Here is a 17,392-nt window from a genome sequence, read left to right on the forward strand (position 1 = left end):
TCATGTGAGAACTATTGCTCTCACATTCCCATTTTCTTCATCATTTTCTGCATATTGAATTTACCGCCGCGGAATCCTTTCATGGCGGTCTGCATCATTTTATGATACTTTAAAAGCTCTCTTACATCATCAGGGCCGCATCCTGATCCTCTGGCAATCCTCTTGATACGTGCACTACCAATTATTCTTGGATTGAGCATTTCCTCTTCTGTCATTGAGTCCATAAGAACTCTATAGCGTCCGAGCTTATCTCCGGTGACCTGATATGCATCTTCAGGGATCTTGGCACCAAGTCCTCCAAGAGGCAGCATTTGCATAATCTGCTTCATTGGTCCCATTTTATTGAGGCTTTCAAGCTGTTTGTACATATCCTTGAGTGTGAACCTGCCACGGAGCATTGCTTCCATGTCAAAGTCCTCTTCTCCAAGGGCTTCCTCTGCCTTTTCAATAAGACTTTTGATGTCACCCATTCCGAGAAGTCTCGAGATGAACCTGTCAGGCTCAAATCTCTCAAGGTCGTCAGGTGTTTCACCAACACCAATGAATGCGATGGATGAATTTGTTTCAGATACAGCAGAGAGTGCTCCACCACCTTTTGCGGTACCGTCAAGTTTTGAAATCACAACACCTGAGATTCCGATCGAATCATTGAATGCACGTGCCTGTTCGCTTGCCTGCTGACCAATCGCACCGTCAAGCACAAGCAACTTGTAGTCAGGCTTTGCCACGGCATGTATATCTTCCATCTCGGTGATAAGGTCACTTTCAAGTGAGTGACGACCGGCAGTGTCTACAATAAGAATATCGTTCTTCTGCAGTTCTTTAAGTCCTCTCTCTACAATGCCTACTGCATCAGGGTTGCCTTCTTCTCCGTAGAATGCAACGTTTAATTTAGTACAGAGGGTCTTAAGCTGCTGGTATGCACCAGGCCTGAATGTGTCAGCACAGACTACACCAGGTTTCAGTCCTTTCCTCTGGAAGTAACGTGCAAGTTTTGATGTGGTAGTTGTTTTACCGCTTCCCTGCAGACCTATCATCATGATTGTCTGTGGTTTGAGTGGGATATCGGTACTTTTACCAATGATACTGATGAGTTCCTGGTAAACTATCCTGATCACATGTTCCCTTGGGTTCATTCCGGAAGGTACTTCCTCCTTCAGTGCACGCTCTTTGATGTGCTGAGACATCTGCATGACAAGTTTGACATTGACGTCAGACTGGAGCAAAGCCCTCTGGATATCCTTGACGACCTCGTTTACTGTACGTTCGTCGATGCGCCCTGATTTTACCAGTTTCTTCAGGGCATCCTGCAGGGAATTTCCGAGTTTATCCATTACCATTTAAGGATCTTCCTGTTTAGTTCTCTCTTTTTGTTCTAATAAACGGGGAGTTCATATTTAATTCTGTTGTGAAAATCATACCTGTGTTGAGCTGATCTATGCTTTCAAATGCCTCTAATTATGAGATTAACATCACTGCCAGCATTACTGCAAACACTCCGAACCATTGCCTGCTCCTGAGTTTCTCTTTCAGGAGCACCCATGCAAGAATCACGGTCACAGCTGGATAAAGTGAGGCGAGGATGGCTGCAATATCAAGTCTTCCGGTCTTTGCTGCAAGAACATAGAATACATTCCCTCCGGTGTCAAGGAATCCGGCAAGTAAGATGAGTGGAAGATACTTGATCCCTGGTATTTCCAGTTTTTTGCTGTAATATGCCACTATAATAAATGCAGGAACCGTTGCCATCCTGGCTCCTACAAGTGGCCAGAATATTCCCGAACTCTGTACTTGGTCAATGAGTATCATAAACAGTCCAAATCCTGTGCCGGCAATAAGTGGTAACTTGATTCGGTCCAATTCAATTTTCTGGCTGTTTTCATCCTCTGAGATTAGTCAAACTCCTGCAAAAGCAAATGCAAATCCTGTAAGCTGGCTCACGGTTGGCAGTCCCTCCGTTATCATTCCAAAAGCCATTGGAACAACTGCACTCCAGACTGCTGCAACTGGTGCTACTATTCCCATTTTCTCTACTGAAAGTGCATGGTATAGTGCCAGTAAACCTGCGCCACCGCAAAGTCCTGCAATCGCACCCCATAGAAAATCAGTGTATGCTGGCATGCTCTCTCCAAAAATTATTGCAGATGATGCGAGAAGTATTAGCCCTGTTAATTGGGAGATGATGGCAACTATCAATACGCCGTTGCGTTTGGTTGCAACTCCGCCACTGAAGTCTCCTGCTCCCCAACACAAGGCAGCTGCAATCCCGAAAATAGCAATAGATAGTTCCATTTTTATATCCTGAGATTACAGGAATGAGTAAATGGTATAAAAGAGTTACAACTCACTCCTTGTATTGATATTGCTTAGAAAAGTAGCGGGGGATAGATTCGAACTATCGGTCTACGGGTTATGAGCCCGTCGGGATCTCCTGGCTACCCCACCCCGCTTCGGGGATTGAAGTTTAATTTTGAAAGCAAATTCTTCTATGTCTGCATTCTATTTATGTATATTTCCAGAACGCGGCTCTAACACATTATTAATGGTTGTATTGAAATGTGTTAGAAAAGTAGCGGGGGATAGATTCGAACTATCGGTCTACGGGTTATGAGCCCGTCGGGATCTCCTGGCTACCCCACCCCGCTTCGGAGATTAATGCTTATTCTGGAAGGGTACTCCCTCATCAACTATTTCATTGTTGATATAGTTTGCGTGTGGTTTCATTTTCACAATGGGATACATGATACATAAATAGGTAAATTATATCTTCTATCTGTCTAAATATGGTAAATCATCTTTTGTTTATAATAATTGGAGAGATTTAATGGCTTTACCTGACAAATTCAAATGTGTTGTTACAAACTGGGATTACATTTACGATCTGTGCAGAGAAGTTGCAAACGAAGTGAAAGCTTCAGGTTACGAACCAGATATGATAGTTGCCCTTGCAAGAGGCGGATGGTTTGCAGGTCGTGTGTTATGTGATTTCCTTGGTCTTGATGACCTTACAAGTCTTAAGATCGAGCACTACCTTGGAACTGCACTTGCAGGTGATGAGCCACAGATAAAATACCCTCTTGCTGACAAAGCTGTTGCAGGAAAGAAAATCCTTATCGTTGATGATATTGCAGACACAGGTAAGAGCCTGATGCACTCTCTTGAATACGTAAACGAACAGGGTCCAAAGGACGTAAAGACTGCAGCTCTCCAATTCCTTGATTCGTCAGAATTCGAACCGGATTTTATAGGAGAGCATCTTGAGGAATGGGCATGGGTTGTTTTCCCATGGAATTTCATCGAGGATATGATCGATCTTATCTCCACCCTCATGACAAAAGAGGACAAGGAACTCTGGGATGTTGCTTCCATAAGACACGGTCTTTACATGTATCATTCACTTGACTCTTTCGCATTTGAAATTGCACAGCCAGGAAGGCTCCCTGAAATAATGGAAGAAATGCATCGCAGGGAAATTGTATGCTCTGTAAATGAGGATGGCAAGCAGTACTGGAAACTTGCTGAATAAAATCGGTGATACAATGCAGGAAAAAGCTAAAGCTGATATCGCAATTATAGGTGGAAGCGGCATTTATGATGCTAATCTGCTTGACAATGTATGTGATGTTGATATTGACACTCCTTTTGGAAAACCTTCAGATTCAATAATAGTTGGTAAACATGGTGATGTGGGTGTCTGTTTCCTTCCAAGACATGGCGTAGGTCACAGGATATCCCCATCTGAATTGAACTCCAGAGCAAACATCTTCGCTCTCAAGAAACTTGGTGTTAAACGCATAATCGCTGCATCCGCTGTGGGCAGTCTGAAAGAAGAACTCAAGCCACTGGATATTGTTATTCCAAACCAGATATATGACCGTACAAAATCCAGACCATCAACTTTCTTTGAGGATGGCATTGTGGTCCACATGGGATTTGCTGACCCATTTTGTCCTGAGACTTCAAAGACCATAGTCGATGTTGCCAATTCAAAAGGGTACAGCGTCAAGGAAGGTGGAACATACGTTTGTATGGAAGGTCCGCAGTTCTCAACCCGTGCAGAGTCAAGAGTTTATCAGGCACTTGGATTTGACATCATTGGCATGACTGCTATTCCTGAGGCAAAACTCGCACGTGAAGCTGAGATATGCTACTCTATGATCGCCACTGTGACGGATTACGATGTCTGGTATGAGGAAGATGTGACAATCGAAACTGTCATTGAGAATGCAATGAAGAACGAGGCTGCTGTGAAGGATATAATCGTGTCAACCCTGGATAAACTGAGTGTTGAGCAGCACTGTATGTGTAAGGATGCTCTCATGGGTGCGATTACAACTGTTCCGTCCATGATCCCTCATGATACAAAGAGAAGGCTCGATCCTCTTATCGGGAAATATCTGAATGACTAAGGCAGTGCTATCTGTAAGTGGCTTATCGCAAGTGTTTTAATATATCATGATGCTTATTTAATTCGGTGAACCATGCCTCATAAGTGTACAAGATGTGAATCGATCTTTGTAGACGGTGCTTCAGTAATACTTAGCGGATGCCCTAATTGTGGCTGGAATAAGTTCCTTTATGTCAAGGATGAAGAGGTTGAAAAAGAATCTCAGGAAGAGTCTGAGACAACAGAAGCCGGAGAGGAACATGTCATTGACGAGACCTCCCCTGAAATTACAGATGAACAGTCCTCAGGCGAGATTATCAGGGAAATAGATGATATCCTTGGTGTCGAAAAGAAGGAATCCAGCGTTACTGAAGAGGAAGGTGAAAGGGTTGAATCCGTGCGTATCCTTGGTCCGGGTTCTTACGAGCTGAACCTTGATTCCCTGCTTGACCGCAAGGAGCTTGTCATGGCTTTCAAGGAAGATGGTGCATACGCCCTGCATCTTGGTTCTGTTTTTAAGGACAATAAAGATAAGAAAAAGAAGAAAAAGTGATTATTTTCTTCCAGAAAGCTGACTATGGATTTAATTCGAAAACAACGTTTCTTTGAAGTTGATGCCCTGCGCGGCATTGCCATCATATTGATGGTTATATTTCATTTCATTTTTACTATTGATTACCTTGGTATTCATGAGTTTGATATGCATTCCGGTCTTCTTCTGGTAATCGGCAGAAGTGCTGCAATCCTTTTTCTATTTCTTGTGGGTGTTTCCCTTACGCTGAGCTATTCAAGAGCAAAGATCTCATCAGATGGCACACAAGGTCAATTCATTCATTATCTCAAAAGAGGTGCTGGTATCTTTGGATGGGGTCTGGTAATCACAGTTGTTACAGCTACATTCCTTGAACGTGGCACTATTTATTTTGGAATACTGCATTTGATTGGTGTTTCTATAATTCTTGCTTATCCATTATTGAGATTCAGAGAAAAGAATCTCCATTTGGGTCTTTCATTCCTGTTTGCAGGCGTTATCATGAGGGGTGCCTATGCAAATTACCCCTGGTTGCTATTTCTTGGCGTCAAACCCTATGGTTTTTACTCTCTTGATTACGTCCCCCTGATTCCCTGGTTTGGTGTTGTTCTTCTGGGCGTTTTTACAGGGAACAGCCTGTATCCTGATTACCGGAGAAACTTCCATATGTGTGACTGTGGAGAAAATACAGTTGTAAGAGCACTGGTTTACATGGGAAAAAAGTCACTGCTGATATATCTGGTACATCAGCCTGTGATTGTGGGATTGCTGTATTTGTTTAGTTCAATTGTAGCAAGATAATCGTTAGCTAAATGTAAATGACAATTAAATCTCAAAGTTTAGTATCTGAATTTATTTATTCCCTTGGGACTTTTATCATCCATGTGATTTCTACAGTTAATTTAAAATATATTGCCACAGTTGTTTGCTTGTGGTTTCAGATAATTTTAAAAAAATAATTGAAATATCCGTAGCTACTTTAACGGCATCTCTTACGATAATGTTATTGTTTTTTGTTCTATATCACCAAAAATTTTTATTTTTCATGGGTTACTTGGGTAATCATAGTGTTGGAATATTGGTGGTATTACTAACGATTGATTTAGGCGTTGTGACTTTATACGCAACCTTAAATGAAAATGTTGAATTTATGAAGATGTTTATACGCACATTTGTAGGCAGATTTTCATTTTTCATGACGAAGCACAAACAAATGATTGTAGCAATTGCAATTTTGCTTACTCCTTTAATATTATGGGTTGTACCTCTTGTTCAGGTAAGTCGGTTTGAGTCTAATCTTAACAATACTAAAGATATTGCTGAATTAGAGAATGCTTTTAGGGCAACCTTGGCCCAGATAATAGGTGGATTTGGGATTTTTGTAGGTCTTTTTTTAACATGGAAAAGGGTGAGTGCTGCAGAAAAGAATGTTGAAGTTCTTGAAGATGGGCAAATTACTGAGCGTTTTACGCGTGCAATTGAGCAGTTTAAAAGTGAAATAACAGAAGTGAGGTTAGGTGGGATTTATGCTTTAGGAAGAATTGCGTCAGACTCCTAAAAAGATTGCAATTCAATTGTAAAAATAATGTGTGCATATGTTCAAAACAATTCACCCGTTACTGATGATGATTTCTTCAGGGAAACGGAAATTGATATTAAAGCTATTGTAGATGTTCTAAGAGATTTATATCAGAATTCTGTTCTTGATATGGAATCTATTGATTTAAGAAAAAGTCATTTGACAGATGCAGATTTTATGCATACAAATCTTAGTTATTCAAATTTCAGTGAATCAAATCTTTCAGGTTCAATCTTCACATCTTCCAAACTGATTGAAGCTAATCTTGCATCTACTTGTTTTTTTTATGCCGAACTTGAGGGCACTGAATTTATACTTGCTAATTTGAATAATGCCAAATTTCAAAATGCAGATTTAAATAGTGCTGACTTTAGTAACTCAAATTTGACAAAAGCAAACTTTTCTGAGGCTGACCTTGCATTTGCAAAATTTAAAGGTTCATGTCTTAAAGAAGCGGATTTTAGCGACTCAAAAAATCTGACTGCACAACAACTTCTTGATGCTGAAACATTGTTTGGAGCAAAACTTGATAGTTATTTAGAATTTGAATTACGGGAAAAAGCTCCTCATCTATTTGAAAAACCAGCTGATTAAACAAAATAACCTATCCTACGTATGTACATATATAAACCCAAACACAAGTACATGATTCTAAATGTTGACAATATTTATATGGTTGAGTTCTTTCTCCTTAGTAAAAATCACTCAAAAAAGTCTGTCTCTCATCTATCTTCTCAAGTTTTGTGACTCCGACCCCAAGTAACCTGAATCTGCCTTTACCCATAAACTCTTCCATGAGTATCAGAGCATTCTTTGTAATCACTTCTTTATCTGTGGTTGCAGCATTCAGGGTTTTTGCCCGGGTGTATGTCCTAAAATCCTCATAACGCACTTTGATGGTCACAGTCCTGTACCTGAATCTCTTTTTCATCATTGATGAATGGACCTTCTCGGTCAGTTCCCTGAAAACAGTTTCAATTTTAACGGGGTTGGAGATGTCCTCGTCAAACGTATCCTCCGTGCTTACCGATTTGACTTCTTCTCTTTCCTTTACTTCTCTTGTATCAATACCGTTTGCAAGTTGGTGCATGACAACCCCGAATTTTCCAAAACGTGCAATAAGTAACTGGACATCGCAGGTAGCAAGTTGTCCCACAGTATTGATTTCCAGCTCTTCCAGAATTGGCTGGGTTTTCTTGCCGATTCCAGGGATTTTAGATACATGCATGGGGAACAGGAAATCCTGTATTCCTTCAGGTCTTACGACGGTCAGTCCGTCAGGTTTGTTAAAATCCGATGCTATCTTTGCAATTACCTTGTTTGGAGCCACACCTATGGAACATGTGAGTCCATGAAGTCTTTGAATCTCACTTTTTATCTTCTTTGCAAGCAAGGTTGCAGACTCATAGTCAGAAATTGAATCTCCAATGTAAAGATATGCTTCGTCAACGCTCACCTGCTGGAACCTGTCCGCAAAAATACGAAGTGTCTGCATTATCTCTGCTGATACTTGCTTGTAGAGCTTCATGTTGACTCTAAGATAAACTGCATCCGGGCATAATTTATAAGCTTTTGAGATCGCCATGCCTGAATGTATGCCGTATGCTCTTGCTTCATACGAACATGTGCTTGCAACTCCTCTTCCACTGCCGTTTTTAGGGTCTGATCCAACTACGACTGGCAGTCCTTTCAGTTCCGGTCTGTCCCTTACTTCAACTGAGGAATAAAAGCTGTCCATATCGATATGCAGTGTTATCCTTTCTCTTCCAGAGCTTTCCATTGATTCTCCATGGGTGGTTTTATTTAACTGCAGGTATATTTTAGATTCAATTGAATATATCGGTTTTTTTGCTTGTTGTTAACGGAACTCTGATATAATATCACGAACCATGGCAACCATATAAAGTAATGGTCCTGTAAAATCATGATTTATCTGTATATTGCAATAGTTGCTTATGTAGTCGTTCTTTTTCTCACTTTGAGAGATATTCGTATCTATAAAAGGACCAGACTTGATTCGTATCGTAAGGGTGCAATGAAGGGAATTCTTGCTTCCTCAATTGTAATGCTTGGAATCCTGTTCACCACATTTAATCCGGAAATGGGTCTTCTTATTGTTTTTGTTGGTTTGTACATCAACAAAAAAGGTGTTCGTGAACGCGTTTTTATCAATGCGGATGGGAAGGATCGTTTTCTGGGAAAGACTGATATATAATAGAGTATTCAGGTGCAGTTCCAGTAATCCAAAAGGTATAAATGTAAGGGTATTTATTATAAGCCGTTACAAGTTACTACTATAGAATTTCATCAAAATAATTAATTCATAATAATGGAGAATTATCATGGGAAATATTAGACAAACCAACATCAAGAGAATTGCACTTCGCTTAGCCGAAAACCACGGAAATGTATTTACAACAGACTTTGACACAAACAAGCATCTTGTGACAAAGTACACAACCATCGAGAGTAAGGTTATCAGAAACCGTGTAGCAGGTTACGTGACAAGGAAGATGACACACAGACCTAGAGAGTAAGGTTTCTGGAGAGGGGATGTTCCCATGTTCGAAGGAGTTTTACCTGCTCTTGTAACGCCATTCTTAAAAGAAGGTTCCATTGATTTTGAAAGTTTCAGGAATATTGTTAATTTTGTGGAAGAAGGTGGCGTTTCCGGAGTTGTTGTCTGTGGTACGACTGGTGAATCTGCAACCCTGGCAACAGGGGAACACAAAGAACTAATTAATTTTTGTGTAGATTGCGCGAAGGTTCCTGTCATTGCCGGTACCGGTTCCAACAACACTGCAGAAGCGGTGGAACTTACTAAACACGCAGCGGACGCGGGAGCAGATGGCGCTCTTGTAATATCCCCATATTATATCAAGCCCAACAACGCAGGGCTAATTGCTCATTTTAAGAAGGTTGCAGAAGCTTCCGATATTCCAATTGTATTGTATAATGTACCTTCACGCACAGGGCAGGACATGCCACTGGAAGTTATTGTAGAGCTTTCAAAGGTTGAGAATATCGTAGCTGTCAAGGAAGCAAGTGGCAGTCTTGGCAAGTTCTCTCAAATAATTGAAGAAACTGCAGACGAAGACTTTGATGTTCTCTCAGGTGAGGATGGTCTTACGTTCCCATCGATGGCCATCGGCGGTGCAGGTGTAATCTCTGTGGTTGCTAATATTGTTCCTGCTAAGATGGTACAGCTTGCAGAGGCTGTTAAGGCATGTGACCTCGAAACAGCCAGAAAGATTCACTTTGAGCTGGCACCACTTACACGTGCATTGTTCACTGAAACTAATCCTATACCCGTAAAGAGAGCAGTTGAGCTTGTGGGTCTTTCAAGTGGTGATATGAGACTTCCTCTTGCGCCACTTAGTGATGAGAACAGTGTTCTTCTTGAAAACGTTCTTCGCAAGCTGGGGTGCATCGCATGATCAATGTTGGTGTAACCGGTGCTTCCGGAAGAATGGGCAGACTTATTATTGATAATATTCTCAGATTTGATGATCTCAAATTGACATCAGCCTTTGATCTCATGAACATTGGCAAGGATGTTGGTGAGGTCGCTCAGATCGGTTCCCTGGGAGTTCCTATCTCAGGCGTTGATGACATGGAATCCGTATTGAGGGAATCCAAAACACAGGTTCTTATTGATTTTACAATTGCAGATGCAACTGCTGTTAATGCACCGAAGGCTGCATCAGCCGGTGTGAGTCTTGTAATAGGAACCACAGGTCTTTCCCCTGAGCAGAAGAAGACCATTGAAGACTCAATAATCAGCAACAACGTTGCAGGAATTATCTCTCCTAACTATTCAGTAGGAGTAAATGTTTTCTTTAAAATACTTGCAGAAGCTTCCAAATATCTTGGCGACATGGACATTGAGATAATAGAAGCTCACCACATGCACAAGAAAGATGCACCTAGCGGTACAGCACTTGGTGCTGCAAAAGTCATTAGTGAAGCTCTAGGTGGCAAGGAATTCGTGTATGGTCGCGAGGGATTTGCACCCCGCGGAAAAGAAATAGGTATCCATGCAGTACGCGGCGGAGACATTGTTGGTGATCACACTGTTCTTTTTGCAGGTGATGGTGAGAGAATAGAGATAAAACACCAGGCACATTCAAGACAGGCTTTTGCAGGCGGTGCGGTCAAAGCAGCAGCCTGGATAGGCAATGCCAAACCTGGACTTTACAGCATGCAGGATATTCTGGGACTTTAAATCCTCTTTTTTTTGACCACTATATGTTCATTTGTGGCACAGTTCTACATAATTGTGTACACAACTCTGAACAACAATTCGTGAACAATGTTCATCAATATTATATAATTGGCACTATACTATCTATATTGTAGCATAAAAGCCTTTGGTGCAATTGTTACTACCTCCAAACGTTTCTTCTTTTTTTTTATTTTTTGACCGCATCACAGCAAATGCTCTGCAATGTCTTCAGAGATTACTCTTCCACAATAGTAACATCTGAGTTTAAGGAATATGTTCTCGGTATCAACAGTAAACTTTGATGTAATAGGTTCATTGCTGTTAGATATGCAGTTAGGGTTTATGCAGCTAACAACTCCTTCCACATGGGATGGAATGTGTACTTTGTACTTATTGACAATATTGAAATTGCGTATGATGTTAATAGTTGCATTAGGAGAAATAAGCGCGATCTTATCAACTTCTTCCACATTCAACTCGCGATTTTCGACCTTTACGACATCCTTTCTTCCGTATTTTCCACTGGAGTTGATAAGCACACTCACAACACCCTCTGATGAATCGGGGAGTCCGAGGATTTTAAGCACGTTCAGAGCTTTTCCCGCTGTAATGTGGTCGATAACAGTACCATTCTCTATCCTGCGCACTCTGAGCTCTGTCTCTATATCGGTCATTCTATAGCTCCCAATACAAGTCCAAGCACTGCCATTCTCACAGGAACTCCATAAAATGCCTGTTTAAAGTAGCATGCATGTGGTGTATCATCCACTTTATTATCTATCTCATTCACTCTGGGAAGTGGATGCATTATTTTAAGTTCCGGTTTAGCTTCTTTCAGTGTTTCAGCTGTTATTTTCAGTTTGTTAGCAACTTTGTGGTATTCAGCAGGATCAGGGAATCTTTCTTTTTGTATGCGCGTCATGTAAAGCACATCAACATCTTTGATGGCTTCTTCAATGGTATCGACTTCTTTTATTTTTGCTCCCTTTGCAATAATGTCGTTGATGATCTCTTCCGGCATACGCAGTTCTTTTGGGGATATAAGTGTGATCTGTGCACCATAAAGTGAGAGTGCATAGCATAATGAGTGAACAGTTCTTCCATATTTGAGGTCGCCTGCAAGTGCAATCTTTAAGTCTTCAAGGTGACTCTCACGTTTGATCGTATAGAGGTCAAGCAGGGTCTGAGTAGGGTGGTGCCCTGCGCCATCACCAGCATTTAGTATAGGTACACTGGAAAACTCAGATGCTAAATGTGCCGCTCCTTCTTTCGGATGGCGAAGAACAATAGCATCAACATAGCCGTCAACAACTCTTATGGTATCTGCAAGCGTTTCACCCTTTGCGATGGAACTGGCATCCACCGAACCCAGGTTCAAAACATCTCCTCCAAGCCGAAGCATTGCAGTTTCAAAAGACATTCTGGTTCTTGTACTTGGTTCAAAAAAAAGAACTGCAAGGATCTTTCCTGAAAGCAGGTCCGACCTCTCTTCTCCGCGTGCAATCGGTTCCATCTTTTCAGCAGCAGCGAGAATATGGTCGATCATCTCTCTGGAGAAGTTCCGCATAGAAATGATAGGTTGGTCCTTAAAATTCATCGACTACTAAAGGCAGTGCATGGGATATAATATTTGCCTGCGAAGTCAGGACTCTTTGCTCCAGCATTTATCCTTCATTTCTTCTGTAAGACTATCCCATTCGCATGTTTCCACATCGTCACAGATGCGTCTGCAGCTAAAAATTGCTTTTCTTTTTGCATATACTGTCAGTTCTTTAAGGTCCATGATCGCCCTGCGTACACCTCCCGCCGTCTCCAAAATCTCATGTGCCTCCTCAGAGCTTATGTGTCCATGCTCAAGGCATTCTTCGCATTCCTTTTCCTTAGCGTAGAGCAGTTTCAGGAGCTTATCAATGTTCTCAATATCATTTCTTTCTATTCTGGGTTTGTTGACAATTTCCCAGACGATTTCATGAAGGTTTACTTCCTCTTCATTGACCTTGACTTTATATGGAATCTCTTCTCCTACCCAGAAAAGACTGCTATGCAAACGCTTCAATAATTTTGCTCTGTCACGGTCTGATATCTCGTCATTTTTCTCCATTAGAACTCCCATTAATCTACAATATTAATTTTTACGTGATTAAATTTATAGGTTTTCAAGTATTTTAGTAGTGTAAGTATGTCCAAAGTTGATCCTAATAAACCAATTATTCAGGTTGCTCTTGATCTCCTGGAAACCGACAGGGCAATACAGATAGCAAAAGAATCTCTGGAAGGCGGTGCAGACTGGCTTGAAGTAGGTACTCCTCTCATTAAAAGCGAAGGCATGGATGTTATCAGGAAACTAAGGGAAACCTTTCCTGAGAATACCATTATTGCCGATATGAAAATAGCCGACACTGGCGCCATGGAAGTTGAAATGGGAGCAAAGGCTGGTGCTGATATCATAGTCGTGCTTGCAAGCGCAGATGATTCCACTATACTTGAGTCCGTGCGTGCAGCCCGCAAGTACGGTGCAAAGATCATGGCTGACCTGATATCTTCAAAAGACCCGGTTTCCCGCAGTATGGAAGTAGAAAAACTGGGTGTGGATTACATCAACGTACATTCAGGTATCGACCAGCAGATGGAGGGTCAGGATTCGCTTTCCATCATGAAGGAAGTTGTTAAAAAGGTCAACATTCCGGTTGCAATTGCAGGAGGCCTGGATGCTGATTCATGTGCAGAGGCTGTAAGTGCCGGTGCTAATATTGTTGTTGTTGGTGGAAATATTGTCCGCTCATCCAATGTAATTGCTTCTGCAAAAGCCATCAGGGGAAGTATAGATTCACCTACGACAGTTAAAGTAACAAGACTCTCGCATGACGACGAGATTAGAGCAATATTAGAATCTGTTTCAACATCCAATATTTCAGATGCTATGCACAGAAAAGGTGCCATGCAGGATATCTTCCCTATGATGGAAGGTAAAAAGATGATTGGTACTGCGGTTACTGTTCAGACCTTCAAGGGCGACTGGGCTAAGGCGGTTGAGGCAATCGATGAGGCAAAGGAAGGCGATGTAATCGTTATTTACAATGGGAGCCGGCACATTGCTCCCTGGGGAGGACTTGCTACTTTGAGTTGCCTTAACAAAGGAGTTGCCGGTGTTGTCGTCGATGGTGCCGTGAGGGACATCGATGAGATACGGAAAATAGGGCTACCTGTTTTTGCCACCTGTCATGTGCCCAATGCAGGCGAACCAAAAGGGTTCGGTGAAATTAATTCCGAAATAGTTTGCGGGAACCAAACTGTAAATCCTGGTGATTATATTGTAGGGGATGACAACGGAGTCGTTGTTATTCCAAAGGAACGCGCCTATGAGATTGCAAGACGTGCTAAAGAGGTCGAAAAGACCGAGCAACGTCTTTTTGAAGAGATTCGCAGGGGTGCGACATTATCTGAAGTCATGAAACTTAAGAAATGGGAGAAACACTGAAATGATCGAATTATTAAAAGTGCTTGTATGCATGCCTTTTTTTTTATATTCATGCTATTCGGATATCAAAACACGGCGTGTTTCCAATGATGTATGGTTTATGATGTTCGGTGTGGGATTCATATTCATCATGTATGACCTCATGACCTATGGCCTTCCGTATCTTATACGCAACATACTGTCATTCCTGTTCATATTTGCCTTTGTATACATCCTTTTCCAGTTTGGAGCCTTTGGTGGTGCAGATGCTAAGATTCTTATGGTCATTTCGCTGATAATTCCAACGTTCCCTGCAATTGAGCTGGGTTCCACAAGTCTTCCCATTAATGGTGTTCCACCCATCAACCTCTTTGCTTTCAGTGTATTCGGTAATTCGGTTATCCTTACAGTGATCGTTCCTCTTGGACTATTCCTGTACAATCTGGTGAAAAACCCGTCTGAATCCCTGAAACGTCCGTTTTATATGTTCATAGGTTACATCACTCCAATATCAAAACTGGAAAAAGGTCATTTCCGTATGATCGATTCATATAAGGAAACAAATGATGGGGTAAATTTCAGATTTTCCCGGTCAGGTACGGAACTTAGCTCTAATGTGATAAAAGAACTGAAAGCTTATCAGAAAGAAGGCAAGGTAAATGATGGAGTATGGATCACACCCGGTCTGCCATTTATGATTCCTATTACAGCCGGTTTTATCACTGCTGTGGTTTTCGGTGATCTGATATTCTACCTGACAATGCAATTCATGATGATGTGAATTGCCTTTTCTCTCTTTTTACTTCTGTTTGCATCAGGTTTTAATATCATTTCTTTCAGATTATTAATTGGAGATGGGTTCAATGGAAGAAAAGAAACATGAGGACAAAAAGCAGAATGAAGATGAACAGAAGGCAAAGGTTAACCCTATTCACCCTGGTGACCAGAGAGTTCGTCCAAAAAGACACCTTCTTGATACCTGTGAATAATATCAATTAATGATGTCTCATCATTTTCTTTTGACAATTGACTGGTAAACATTTCTGATTTCATCATCGGAATACGTTCCTCCCAGTTTATCCTTTATACTTCTGATGAGGTCATCTTCCAGTTCATCCAGCGCTTTGAGAACTATTTCTTTTTTTAGAGCTGGTTTTTGGATGATGTTTCCGGAGACCCTAGTTTTAACTTCTTCCTTCAATGGATTTTTAGTTTTACTTTTTTTATTGTTCCTATTCGAAGGTTCCACAGTCTCTAAATGTTCCGCAATAGCCTTCAGGAACATCTCGCCATATTTCTTGAGTTTGTACTCACCCACACCTGTGATCTTCAGCATTTCTTCTTTTGTAGCCGGTTTTCTGGCAGCCATCTGGCGAAGGCTCGTGTCGGCAAATATGATGTACGGCGGCACATCCTGCATCTGTGCCAGGGATATGCGCAGCTCTTTTAATTTATCGAAAAGAGCTTTGTCCGGGTCATCGTTGATTCTGCGGTGAACCACCGGATTGTATTCTTCCTCAAACTCTTCTTCCCCAATATCCGGTTTAATAGGTTCGTAGTCTGTCTGTGCGTCTTCGACTTTTCGGGTAAAAGTTACAGTTCTTTTTCCATCAAGTACTTCCAGGCTCTTTTTGTTAAGTTTAAGAAGCGGATAGCGTGTTCCTTCTACTTTGATGACATCCTGCCTGACCATCTCACGTGCCATATCCTGCCATTCATTCTTGGAATATGAATCTCCCTGGCCGAAACTTTTGAGCAGGTGGTGCTTTTTGTCTGTGATCTTCTTTGCCCGACTGCCGGTTAGCACGTCAACAACATGGGTCATTCCAAATCTCTGGCTGAGATCCTGTATGCATTTGATAATCAGTCTGGCTTCTGTAGTTCCGTCAACTTCTATACGTGGCTGGAGGCAGACATCACATTTCCCACAATTATCCTCGGGTATTTCTTCCCCAAAGTATCTCAACAATACTCTTCGGCGACATATGTTACTTTCACAGTAATCTACCATGTCGTTGAGCTGCTTGATTGCGATGTCTCTTTCTTCCTTTTTGTCCTTTTGTTTGATGAAATACTCAATTTTGAATTTATCACCACGACTGAAAAAGAGTAAACACTCACACTCAAGCCCGTCCCGTCCACCTCTTCCTGTTTCCTGGTAATATCCTTCGAGGTTTTTGGGAAGGTCGTAGTGTATCACAAAACGAACATTGGGTTTGTCGATTCCCATTCCAAATGCAATGGTGGCAACAACAATGTCTGCCCTGTCCTTGATGAACATTTCCTGGTTCTTTGCTCTCTGGAGGTCTGTGAGGCCTGCATGGTATGAAAGTGCATTGAATCCATCTTTCCTGAGTTTGGTGGTCAGGCTGTCCACAGTCCTGCGACTCTGACAGTAAATAATCCCGCTTTCACCTTTCTTTTTCCTGAGATACTGCAGAAGGTTGTTATAGGTGTCCTTTTTGGCACGCACGCGGTAGAACAGGTTCTGCCGGTTAAAGCTTGCAATATATATTCCGCAATTTTCAATGCCAAGTTGCTTAATGGTATCTTCCCTTACTTTAGGAGTAGCTGTGGCAGTGAGTGCAATAATGGGTATTTTCGGGAACTTCTTTTTTAACAAGCCGAGTTTTCTGTACTCCGGTCTGAAATCGTGTCCCCATTCGGATATGCAGTGGCTCTCATCGATTGCAAAAAGACTGACATTGAGACTTTTAAGAAGTGTAATGGTTCCTGACATTGTGAGTCTTTCAGGCGCAACATAGAGTATTTTGATTTCGCCTCTTTTCAGTTCGTCATAAATCCTTTTTGACTGGGCAGGTTTCAGTGTGCTGTTGAGATATGCGGCATCAACACCATTCTCTCTCAGGCTGTCCACCTGATCCTTCATAAGAGAAATAAGCGGGGACACCACCACTGTAATGCCATCCTTTATAAGTGCGGGAAGCTGGTAACAAAGAGATTTTCCACCTCCGGTGGGCATCAGCACAAAAGTATCACGGTCATTTAGCACATCATTGATTATTTCCTCCTGTAAAGGACGAAAATCAGAATATCCAAAATACTTGCGGAGAGTCTCGTGCATCTTTAGACCATACTTGCTTTTCCTGAATATATGTTACTGATGTATTTAATCTTCAGGTATGCAGGGTGAAAGTATTTAGTTCTTCCAGGAAAGGATTATGCGACTTTCAATTCTTGTTAATGCACAT

Annotated in this window: 21 protein-coding genes and 2 tRNA genes; 13 read left to right on the forward strand and 10 right to left on the reverse strand. The window is 41.6% G+C overall.

Annotated features, from left to right (window positions below; all coding sequences use genetic code 11):
* Window positions 1-20 precede the first annotated feature (20 nt).
* The 5 genes from FKV42_RS07590 to FKV42_RS07605 form a co-directional block, all read right to left on the reverse strand.
* A complete protein-coding gene (locus FKV42_RS07590; protein WP_154809640.1) occupies window positions 21-1,340 on the reverse strand; it encodes a signal recognition particle protein Srp54 in 1,320 nt (439 codons plus the stop codon).
* A gap of 118 nt (window positions 1,341-1,458) precedes the next feature.
* Complete coding sequence (locus FKV42_RS14110; protein ID WP_230375539.1) at window positions 1,459-1,860, reverse strand: DMT family transporter; 402 nt, start codon at window positions 1,858-1,860, stop codon at window positions 1,459-1,461.
* Window positions 1,861-1,896: 36 nt separating this feature from the next.
* On the reverse strand, window positions 1,897-2,292 hold the full coding sequence (locus tag FKV42_RS14115; RefSeq protein ID WP_230375541.1) for a hypothetical protein: 396 nt from the start codon (window positions 2,290-2,292) through the stop codon (window positions 1,897-1,899).
* Between the two features lie 83 nt (window positions 2,293-2,375).
* Window positions 2,376-2,450: transfer RNA gene (locus tag FKV42_RS07600), tRNA-Met, on the reverse strand.
* A 120-nt stretch (window positions 2,451-2,570) separates the two neighbouring features.
* A tRNA-Met gene (locus FKV42_RS07605) sits at window positions 2,571-2,645 on the reverse strand.
* A gap of 179 nt (window positions 2,646-2,824) precedes the next feature.
* Between FKV42_RS07605 and FKV42_RS07610 the strand changes: the two genes are divergently transcribed.
* From FKV42_RS07610 to FKV42_RS07635, 6 genes are all read left to right on the forward strand, one after another.
* On the forward strand, window positions 2,825-3,526 hold the full coding sequence (locus FKV42_RS07610) for a phosphoribosyltransferase (RefSeq protein ID WP_154809641.1): 702 nt from the start codon (window positions 2,825-2,827) through the stop codon (window positions 3,524-3,526).
* Entirely contained in the window at window positions 3,495-4,409 is a 915-nt protein-coding gene (gene mtnP, locus FKV42_RS07615; protein WP_230375542.1) for an S-methyl-5'-thioadenosine phosphorylase, read from the forward strand. Before FKV42_RS07610 ends, mtnP begins: the two co-directional genes overlap by 32 nt.
* A 72-nt stretch (window positions 4,410-4,481) precedes the next feature.
* On the forward strand, window positions 4,482-4,940 hold the full coding sequence (locus FKV42_RS07620; RefSeq protein ID WP_154809643.1) for a Zn-ribbon domain-containing protein: 459 nt from the start codon (window positions 4,482-4,484) through the stop codon (window positions 4,938-4,940).
* A gap of 24 nt (window positions 4,941-4,964) precedes the next feature.
* Window positions 4,965-5,720, forward strand: a complete 756-nt coding sequence (locus FKV42_RS07625; RefSeq protein ID WP_154809644.1) for a heparan-alpha-glucosaminide N-acetyltransferase — start codon at window positions 4,965-4,967, stop codon at window positions 5,718-5,720.
* Between the two features lie 130 nt (window positions 5,721-5,850).
* Window positions 5,851-6,477 carry a hypothetical protein gene (locus FKV42_RS07630; protein ID WP_154809645.1) on the forward strand — a complete coding sequence of 209 codons (627 nt, stop codon included), beginning with the start codon at window positions 5,851-5,853 and terminating at the stop codon, window positions 6,475-6,477.
* Between the two features lie 27 nt (window positions 6,478-6,504).
* Window positions 6,505-7,092, forward strand: a complete 588-nt coding sequence (locus FKV42_RS07635; protein ID WP_154809646.1) for a pentapeptide repeat-containing protein — start codon at window positions 6,505-6,507, stop codon at window positions 7,090-7,092.
* Window positions 7,093-7,189: 97 nt separating this feature from the next.
* On the opposite strand, the gene dinB is transcribed toward FKV42_RS07635, so the two are convergent.
* Window positions 7,190-8,278 (reverse strand): DNA polymerase IV, encoded by a 1,089-nt coding sequence (gene dinB, locus FKV42_RS07640; protein ID WP_154809647.1) that lies wholly within the window; start codon window positions 8,276-8,278, stop codon window positions 7,190-7,192.
* Between the two features lie 147 nt (window positions 8,279-8,425).
* Here dinB and FKV42_RS07645 point away from each other — a divergent pair, with 147 nt between their 5' ends.
* The 4 genes from FKV42_RS07645 to dapB all read left to right on the forward strand — a co-directional run bounded on the left by FKV42_RS07645 (window position 8,426) and on the right by dapB (window position 10,723).
* Entirely contained in the window at window positions 8,426-8,713 is a 288-nt protein-coding gene (locus tag FKV42_RS07645; RefSeq protein WP_154810156.1) for a hypothetical protein, read from the forward strand.
* Window positions 8,714-8,840: 127 nt separating this feature from the next.
* Entirely contained in the window at window positions 8,841-9,035 is a 195-nt protein-coding gene (locus tag FKV42_RS07650; RefSeq protein WP_154809648.1) for a 30S ribosomal protein S17e, read from the forward strand.
* 24 nt (window positions 9,036-9,059) lie between these two features.
* Complete coding sequence (gene dapA / locus FKV42_RS07655) at window positions 9,060-9,935, forward strand: 4-hydroxy-tetrahydrodipicolinate synthase (protein ID WP_154809649.1); 876 nt, start codon at window positions 9,060-9,062, stop codon at window positions 9,933-9,935.
* Window positions 9,932-10,723 (forward strand): 4-hydroxy-tetrahydrodipicolinate reductase, encoded by a 792-nt coding sequence (gene dapB, locus FKV42_RS07660; RefSeq protein ID WP_154809650.1) that lies wholly within the window; start codon window positions 9,932-9,934, stop codon window positions 10,721-10,723. Before dapA ends, dapB begins: the two co-directional genes overlap by 4 nt.
* Window positions 10,724-10,926: 203 nt before the next feature.
* Here dapB and pyrI read toward each other — a convergent pair whose 3' ends face one another.
* The 3 genes from pyrI to FKV42_RS07675 are packed head-to-tail and all read right to left on the reverse strand — an operon-like array spanning window position 10,927 to window position 12,824.
* The gene (gene pyrI / locus FKV42_RS07665) at window positions 10,927-11,397 is read right to left on the reverse strand and encodes an aspartate carbamoyltransferase regulatory subunit (RefSeq protein WP_154809651.1); all 471 of its coding nucleotides are present in this window, start codon (window positions 11,395-11,397) and stop codon (window positions 10,927-10,929) included.
* Window positions 11,394-12,320, reverse strand: a complete 927-nt coding sequence (pyrB, locus tag FKV42_RS07670; protein WP_154809652.1) for an aspartate carbamoyltransferase — start codon at window positions 12,318-12,320, stop codon at window positions 11,394-11,396. Before pyrB ends, pyrI begins: the two co-directional genes overlap by 4 nt.
* Before the next feature lie 45 nt (window positions 12,321-12,365).
* Window positions 12,366-12,824 (reverse strand): DUF5788 family protein, encoded by a 459-nt coding sequence (locus FKV42_RS07675; protein WP_154809653.1) that lies wholly within the window; start codon window positions 12,822-12,824, stop codon window positions 12,366-12,368.
* 78 nt (window positions 12,825-12,902) lie between these two features.
* Here FKV42_RS07675 and hxlA point away from each other — a divergent pair, with 78 nt between their 5' ends.
* From hxlA to FKV42_RS14205, 3 genes are all read left to right on the forward strand, one after another.
* Window positions 12,903-14,201: a 3-hexulose-6-phosphate synthase gene (hxlA, locus tag FKV42_RS07680; RefSeq protein WP_154809654.1), complete on the forward strand. Its 1,299-nt coding sequence runs from the start codon at window positions 12,903-12,905 to the stop codon at window positions 14,199-14,201.
* A gap of 1 nt (window position 14,202) precedes the next feature.
* The gene (locus FKV42_RS07685; protein WP_154809655.1) at window positions 14,203-14,961 is read left to right on the forward strand and encodes an A24 family peptidase C-terminal domain-containing protein; all 759 of its coding nucleotides are present in this window, start codon (window positions 14,203-14,205) and stop codon (window positions 14,959-14,961) included.
* A gap of 82 nt (window positions 14,962-15,043) precedes the next feature.
* Window positions 15,044-15,169: a hypothetical protein gene (locus FKV42_RS14205; RefSeq protein WP_268865970.1), complete on the forward strand. Its 126-nt coding sequence runs from the start codon at window positions 15,044-15,046 to the stop codon at window positions 15,167-15,169.
* Between the two features lie 20 nt (window positions 15,170-15,189).
* On the opposite strand, the gene recQ is transcribed toward FKV42_RS14205, so the two are convergent.
* On the reverse strand, window positions 15,190-17,265 hold the full coding sequence (gene recQ, locus FKV42_RS07690; RefSeq protein WP_154809656.1) for a DNA helicase RecQ: 2,076 nt from the start codon (window positions 17,263-17,265) through the stop codon (window positions 15,190-15,192).
* Between the last annotated feature and the right edge of the window lie 127 nt (window positions 17,266-17,392).

Source organism: Methanolobus vulcani (assembly GCF_006546655.1).
Lineage (GTDB): Archaea > Halobacteriota > Methanosarcinia > Methanosarcinales > Methanosarcinaceae > Methanolobus > Methanolobus vulcani_A.